Raw genomic sequence first — 6,454 nt, forward strand, 5'->3', positions numbered from 1 at the left:
GCTTTTGGCAACATCAAGAATGTGGATGATCTCCCGTTCCTGTTGTCTGTTTACCTTTAGTTTGTACTGGTAGGTAAGCGTTATCACTGTCGTTCGTTTCGTGATGTACAATTAGATTATAACACTTACCGCCTAATATGTCAACTGATTACAATCATGGATTTCGCTCCGTTTATAGACTTACCGCTCAGGTCGTATTCGTCATCAAATACCGACGAAAAGCTATTAACAATGAAATCTTAGCCCGACTTAAAGAAATCTTGGCGTCAACGCTCACGAAATGGGACAGCGTGTTGCTTGATTTCAACGGTGAATCGGATCACGTTCACCTGATTATCGATTACAAGCCTGACATCGCTTTATCCAAACTAATCGCTAACCTTAAAACAGTTAGTAGTCGCTTAATTAGAAAGGAATTTCCGGATTTGGCGGCAAAGTATTTCTACAACAAACCCTATTTTTGGACGGGAGGTTATTTCGTGGCTAGTTGTGGCGGCGTTACTGTCGAACAACTAAAAAAATACGTCGAGAACCAAAAAAACTCCCCGAAAGTGGAAACGCTACCGCGTTAGTTTCATTCCGGTGGCGATTTATCTCCCGTTAACCGCGTAGCGGTTTAACGGGAGTCCTCTCGCGACCTTGAGATAGCAGCGGCCTTTCTCCACGGCTGATCAGCAGTAAAAACTATTTTGTGTTTTTTTGTAAAAAGTAATTTTAAATACAGAAACTTTTTTTAGAATGTATAGATAAGTGACTAGGAAAAATTTAAGAATACTTTCTCACCTAGCCCGACCTTTTATACTAACCGATTAAGAGGATAATTACCGTGAAAACAGCGAAATATCCCGAAAAAATTGCCGCTCTCTGGACAACATTCCTCTTGGGAACCCTATTTCACACCCAACTGGGTTTAATGCCGCTCTTCCATGGTCAATCGATCGTCGAGAGTCATCAAACCAGCAATCTCGATCCGATTTTCTGGGGAATGTTGCTCTTTTTTTTGCTGCCAATGTTAGCGATTATCGGGGTCAATTTTAGCGAAAGTCGCTCCTTGAGAAAGGCCCATTTCTGGCTGACAATTCTCTATTCTGTCTTGAATTTAGCCCATCTGATCGCCGATCTTCTGGTCAGACCGATCGCCTGGTATCAAATCGCTCTCATGGCAATTTTATTGATCATCGGACTGATTTTAAATCTAGTTTCCTATCAATGGCTGCGGTTAGCGATCGCCCATCCCCGCCATCTCTCGGAAAGTCATTAGCAGTGCCAAGATCAAGGGGTAGCCAGTTGACTAACTGATTCAGACAAGAGGATGCCTTTTGATCTCAAGTTGGTGCTTATTAAGGCAAAAGCAAGCTTAAACCGTAGCTAAAGCGATTTTTTTGAAAATATAGCTTAAAAACTCCAATTAATCCCTATTATTCCCTAGATAAGTCCGTAAATTGCCCCTATTTCCTGGCCGCCGCTGCGACCACATCTCACCAAATATGGAGCTTTTTAGCTATGATGGTTGAGAAGCAAGCCAATAAAGGGAACTTTCGGGGCTTGTTATTCATCAAAAAACTCCTGATCGGAGGAGTCAAATAGACTATATAGTTCAGATTAACGACAAATATTGGTTAATAGTAATAACGAGGTAATTATTTTGATGAAATCTCTCATTCGTTGGACAGCAACTCTTGGTTTAGTAGGAACGACAATGTTGACTTCGCTGCTGGGAAGCTATTCTAAAGCACTCGCTTTACCGGAAGAACAAATCGTCAGAACCTTGCAGTCTGTACCTGTCTTCGCTATTGCCGATGATCAAGGAGTTCCCCTAATTGCCGTGGGAGAAAAAGAACAGAAATTCACGGGAGTTTTTATCAGTCGGCAGGACGCACAAAACTTTTTTGAACGACTGAAAAAAGAGAATCCTGAAGTGGCCAGCAAAGTTAAAGTTCAGGCTGTTTCTTTGGCACAGGTCTATAAAATGCAAACCAGTCAAACCGATCAAAATCGTCTAATTATCGATTTTGTTCCCAAAGAGTCGGAAGTAGAATCAGCGAAAAAACTGCTCAGTGAAAGAGGTCAACAATATCAAGGTGGTGTACCTTTATTTGTGCCGAAAGCAGGAAAAGAGAGTAATTTTCTGGTGATCAGTCGCAATAATCAGGATTTGATTCCTTTCTTCTTTGAAAAGGCCGCCGCTTTGCAAATGGTAGAACAATATAAAAAAGCTAATCCCGCAGAAGCGACCACGGTGAAAATTGATGTTATTCCCTTAGAAAATGTCATCGCCACCCTACAACAAAGCAACGATGAAGCTTTAACTAAAATTCTCCTCTATCCTAGCCAAGAAACGATTGATTTTATTCGGGCAAATAGCAACCAAAATGCTCCCAAACAACCGCCAGCAAAGCCCTAATAATAATACCAATAATCCCCCCGCCCCCAATCGTTAAGTCTTGTGTCTGCTAGTATTTCCGGTCAAGAATTAAGTCAATGGCGACAACAGGCGATCGCCGATTTAGAGCAAGCGCAACTATCTCCGAAAGAAGTGGATATCTTTCTGCAAGCAGTGACAGATATAGATACTCTTTCCCTGCGCTTACAATCCTTTCGCGAACGAGAAAAAATCCCTTTGAGTTATTCTTGGTCGGAAATTACTAAACGCTGGCAAAAACGCCTTCAATCAAGGGTTCCCTTACAGTATTTGCTCGAATCGGTGGTCTGGCGTAATTTTACCCTCAAAGTCTCCCCAGAAGTCTTAATTCCTCGTCCCGAAACCGAGTTATTAATCGATATTGTTGGAGAAACCGTCAGAGGAGAAGAAGGGGGAATCTGGGTAGATCTGGGAACCGGTAGCGGTGCGATCGCTATTGGTTTAGCCAGTATCTTGACAAAAGCAGAAATATATGCTATTGATTACAGTCAAACGGCTTTAGCGATCGCCAAAGAAAATATCATCAATACCGGTTTTGCCGACAGAATTATCTTAAAACAGGGTTCTTGGTGGACACCCCTAGAGAAGTGGAAAGGACAGATTAGCGGTATGCTGTCCAATCCTCCCTATATTCCCAGTGCAGAAATCCTTGACTTACAAATTGAAGTGCGGGAACATGAACCCCGTTTGGCCCTCGATGGAGGTGAAGACGGATTGACCGCGCTGCGCTATCTAGTGGCCACTGCTCCCGATTATCTGCGATCGGGAGGCCTTTGGCTAGTGGAAATGAGAGCCGGTCAAGGAGAAAAAGTAGCGCAAATGCTGGAAAATCAGGGCAATTATCGACAAATTCAGATTATTAACGACCTAGCAGGTTTCGATCGCTTTGTTTTGGCCGAGCGAATTTAGCGCAATGTCCCCGCTTCGCAGTCCCGCAGCCAGAGACGCACTGCTTGGCCGATGGTGCCTTGACTGGTTTCTAGGGGAGGTAAGGGGACTTGAGCGGGTTCAAGGGAAGCTAATTGACTGTAAACCGTCACTAATCGCCATCCTTCCCCAGTTTTAGTTAAAAATAACCAGTGATAATTCTGGAGAGTGACAAAGCGATTTTTGCTATACTGACGCTCTAAAGTCGTAAAAAAAACCTGTTGAGTGTCATCGGCAATTTGACCAGAATATTGACTGGCAGTTAAAGGTAGGGGTGCAAATTCGGGACGACCAGCAATAATCACAAAAACCGGTGTAGATAATTTTTGGTCGATTTGGGAGCGGGTAATAACTCGGTTAGCATAACCGGGTAAATCTGACAAGAGGCGATCGACTAAAAGATTTAAATCCTCCGGACAGCTAGAAAGAGGACGACTAACGGCTGGGAAGTTAATCCCGAAAATAACCAGTAATACAGCTAAATATCGGCTAATTCTTGACAAATTTTTGCCCATGCTACCTTTGGCTCCTCGGCACCGGTGATCGGTCGTCCAATTACTAGATAATCAGCCCCAGCTTTAATCGCTTGGCCTGGAGTCATCACCCGACTTTGATCCCCTTTCGTTGACCAGGAGGGACGAACTCCGGGGCAAACTAAGAGAAAATCCTCTCCACAGACGCGCCGCAATTGCGCCACTTCTTGGGGAGAACAAACTGCCCCATCAATTCCCGATTCCTTGGCCAATAATGCCAGATTTAAGGCATATTCCGATAGTTCTAGGGGAATTTTGAGGTCGAGGGCTAATTCACGGGCGTTAAGGCTGGTTAAAACGGTGATAGCGAGAAGTTTTGGCGGCGATAGCAGGTCAGAGATTGCCCCCTTAGCCGCCGTCAGTGCTTGCCGTCCGGCCGTAGCGTGCAGGGTGAGTAAATCCACTTGATAGCGACTAGCTGAACGACAGGCCCCGGCGATTGTATTGGGAATATCATGAAATTTTAGATCGAGAAAGCTCTTTTTTTGTCTTTCTTGCAGAATGGCTAGAATTTCTGCACCGCTACTGACAAATAATTCTAGTCCCACTTTCCAAAAATTGACTTCCGGCAACAGATCAAGCAGTGCGATCGCTGATTCTAAATCCGGCACATCGAGAGGAACAATAATTCGGTCTGAGTTGGTCATATTTGGGCGATAAATCAGAGAAAAATCCAATCGGCAAAAGTGGCAGCCTGTCCGCAGTAAATGCCATCACGATCGATGATATTCCAAACGATCGCTTTTTCGATGCGAAATAGTTGACCGTTTTTCGTGATCCTTACCCCGTGATAATCGTTGATATAGCCTTGTTTTTTGACTAAATCTAGCATTTTTTGGCGTTCTTTGGCGATTTCCTCCCCCTCTACCGTCGCTCGCGAAGGAGTTGTTAATAATTCTTGCCAAGTTAAACCCCAGAGATCGAGGGCGCCGCGATTACCATAATTGAAGATCGGATTAGTTTGTGTACCGTGGGAAACCAGCACAAAAGGGGCATAAAAGAGCATTTTACTCTGTTCTTTGCCAGTACCGATCCAGGGCAAAAGCGATCGCCCGATTAATTGTTCAAAACTATCCAGCAGCAATTCCGTCCAAGCCATAATAGCTAAATCTTCCCAAATTTCCATAAAATTATCTTGAAAAACCGGTTTAATCTTGCCGTTGCCAATATTTATAGGCCGCGTAGGCTAAAGTAATCACTCCCGTCAGAATTGCCGACTCATCCACTAAAAATTCCGGATGGTGAAGGGGGGGATTAAGGAGATTAGGAGAACCCACTCCCAGACGGAACATTGTCCCCGGGGCCTGTTGCAAATAAAGGGAAAAATCCTCGGCCCCCATGGAGGGTTCCGAGAGAATTAAAACCCGATCCTGTCCCCAAGCTTCTAAACCGGCTTCTTCGACTAACCGGGTTAAAAATTGGTCATTTTGCACCGATGGCACGCCCCGACGATATTTTACTTGACATTTAGCGTTATATGTGCTACAGACATTCGTGACCAAACTCTCGATCCATTCCGGGAGATGGGCGTGGGTTTCTGGGTGCAGCGATCGCACGGTTCCTGCCATGCGTACCTGATCGGCGATGACGTTGGGGGCGCGACCACCGCTAATCTGCCCGATGGTGAGAACAATGGGACGCAAAGGGTTCTGAGTCCGACTAATTGCCTGTTGCAAAGTGGTGATTACTTGCGAGGCGATCCAGATAGCATCGATCGCCTCGTGGGGCCGGGCCCCGTGGCCAGATTCCCCTTGAATAAAAATCTCCAGATCGTCGGCAGCTGCAGTTAAGGCCCCGTAACGAACCCCGATCGATCGGGCCGGAATCGAGGGGAAAACGTGCAGCCCCAAAACGGCGCTGACATCCCGCATCACCCCCTCCCGGATCATCCAACTGGCCCCCTGGGCGATTTCCTCTGCTGGTTGAAAGAGAAAGCGTATTTTTCCCTGCAAAGGTTCCGAGAGACGGGAAAGCACCATCGCCACCCCTAAACCGACGGTAGCATGAACATCGTGACCGCAGGCGTGCATAATCCCCGGTTTACGGGAAGCAAAGTCTAAATCGGTTCTTTCTTGGATCGGCAGGGCATCCATATCGGCGCGGATAGCTAAAATTCTCCGATCACTGCCTGTTCCCGCCAATTCTCCCTTAACTCCCGTTTTTCCCACCGCTTCCTGCACCGATAGACCACAGGAAGACAAAACTCCGGCAATATAGGCGGCCGTTTGATATTCTTGCCCACTTAACTCTGGATTCGCGTGAATGTGGCGGCGAATCTCCACTAATCGGGGTGCGAGACTCTCGGCTATGTTTTTAATCTCGGAGAGCATGAAACCAGTTTTACAGTATCTTTAGACTTAATCATAGAGCATTTTTTCCCTGAAAATTCGACTTGGCTGATTTTAAGTCTGCATTGTCTTCTCGGCATTCTTTCATCGAAAATTTTGGGTGGGAAACCCCGCCGTTCTAGGTTGGCTTTACGTTAGAATTAAAAAGACCGTCTCGAAAACCAAGTGGGCGGACAGCACCTTGAAAACTCGGCTTAGGGGGTTCGGTTCAGAAAAGCTTGTCC

The 6,454-nt window shown here is 45.6% G+C and carries 7 protein-coding genes and 2 pseudogenes; 4 read left to right on the top strand and 5 right to left on the bottom strand.

The genetic code is table 11. The features are described 5' to 3' along the window. Positions 1-87, bottom strand: a pseudogene (locus IM322_RS23820) (helix-turn-helix domain-containing protein); the annotation flags it as partial. 50 nt (positions 88-137) lie between these two features. Here IM322_RS23820 and tnpA point away from each other — a divergent pair. The 4 genes and pseudogenes from tnpA (at position 138) to prmC (ending at position 3,331) form a co-directional block, all read left to right on the top strand. Next, positions 138-572: an IS200/IS605 family transposase gene (gene tnpA, locus IM322_RS22525; RefSeq protein WP_287673686.1), complete on the top strand. Its 435-nt coding sequence runs from the start codon at positions 138-140 to the stop codon at positions 570-572. 254 nt (positions 573-826) lie between these two features. Then, complete coding sequence (locus IM322_RS22530) at positions 827-1,261, top strand: hypothetical protein (RefSeq protein ID WP_079210292.1); 435 nt, start codon at positions 827-829, stop codon at positions 1,259-1,261. Positions 1,262-1,648: 387 nt separating this feature from the next. Next, positions 1,649-2,441 (top strand): annotated as a pseudogene (locus IM322_RS22535) (Tic22 family protein). A gap of 5 nt (positions 2,442-2,446) precedes the next feature. Then, positions 2,447-3,331 carry a peptide chain release factor N(5)-glutamine methyltransferase gene (gene prmC / locus IM322_RS22540; RefSeq protein WP_287673688.1) on the top strand — a complete coding sequence of 295 codons (885 nt, stop codon included), beginning with the start codon at positions 2,447-2,449 and terminating at the stop codon, positions 3,329-3,331. On the opposite strand, the gene IM322_RS22545 is transcribed toward prmC, so the two are convergent. From IM322_RS22545 to IM322_RS22560, 4 genes are read right to left on the bottom strand one after another with little or no spacing between them, the layout of a single operon-like run. Beyond that, on the bottom strand, positions 3,328-3,864 hold the full coding sequence (locus IM322_RS22545; protein ID WP_287673689.1) for a hypothetical protein: 537 nt from the start codon (positions 3,862-3,864) through the stop codon (positions 3,328-3,330). The two genes, prmC and IM322_RS22545, sit on opposite strands and share 4 nt — an antisense overlap. Next, the gene (pyrF, locus tag IM322_RS22550; protein ID WP_287673690.1) at positions 3,828-4,529 is read right to left on the bottom strand and encodes an orotidine-5'-phosphate decarboxylase; all 702 of its coding nucleotides are present in this window, start codon (positions 4,527-4,529) and stop codon (positions 3,828-3,830) included. The genes IM322_RS22545 and pyrF overlap by 37 nt, the downstream gene beginning before the upstream one ends. A gap of 14 nt (positions 4,530-4,543) precedes the next feature. Continuing rightward, entirely contained in the window at positions 4,544-5,008 is a 465-nt protein-coding gene (locus IM322_RS22555) for an MEKHLA domain-containing protein (protein ID WP_287673693.1), read from the bottom strand. A 22-nt stretch (positions 5,009-5,030) separates the two neighbouring features. Continuing rightward, entirely contained in the window at positions 5,031-6,212 is a 1,182-nt protein-coding gene (locus IM322_RS22560; protein ID WP_287673695.1) for a M20 family metallopeptidase, read from the bottom strand. Positions 6,213-6,454 lie beyond the last annotated feature (242 nt).

It is taken from the genome of Microcystis sp. M109S1 (assembly GCF_020247025.1).
Taxonomy (GTDB): domain Bacteria; phylum Cyanobacteriota; class Cyanobacteriia; order Cyanobacteriales; family Microcystaceae; genus Microcystis.

Excerpts from the sequence above, each read along its gene's own strand:
- tnpA (WP_287673686.1), top strand. The coding sequence starts at position 138 with ATGTCAACTGATTACAATCATGGATTTCGCTCCGTTTATAGACTTACC.
- IM322_RS22545 (WP_287673689.1), bottom strand. The coding sequence starts at position 3,864 with ATGGGCAAAAATTTGTCAAGAATTAGCCGATATTTAGCTGTATTACTG.
- pyrF (WP_287673690.1), bottom strand. The coding sequence starts at position 4,529 with ATGACCAACTCAGACCGAATTATTGTTCCTCTCGATGTGCCGGATTTA.
- IM322_RS22555 (WP_287673693.1), bottom strand. The coding sequence starts at position 5,008 with ATGGAAATTTGGGAAGATTTAGCTATTATGGCTTGGACGGAATTGCTG.
- IM322_RS22560 (WP_287673695.1), bottom strand. The coding sequence starts at position 6,212 with ATGCTCTCCGAGATTAAAAACATAGCCGAGAGTCTCGCACCCCGATTA.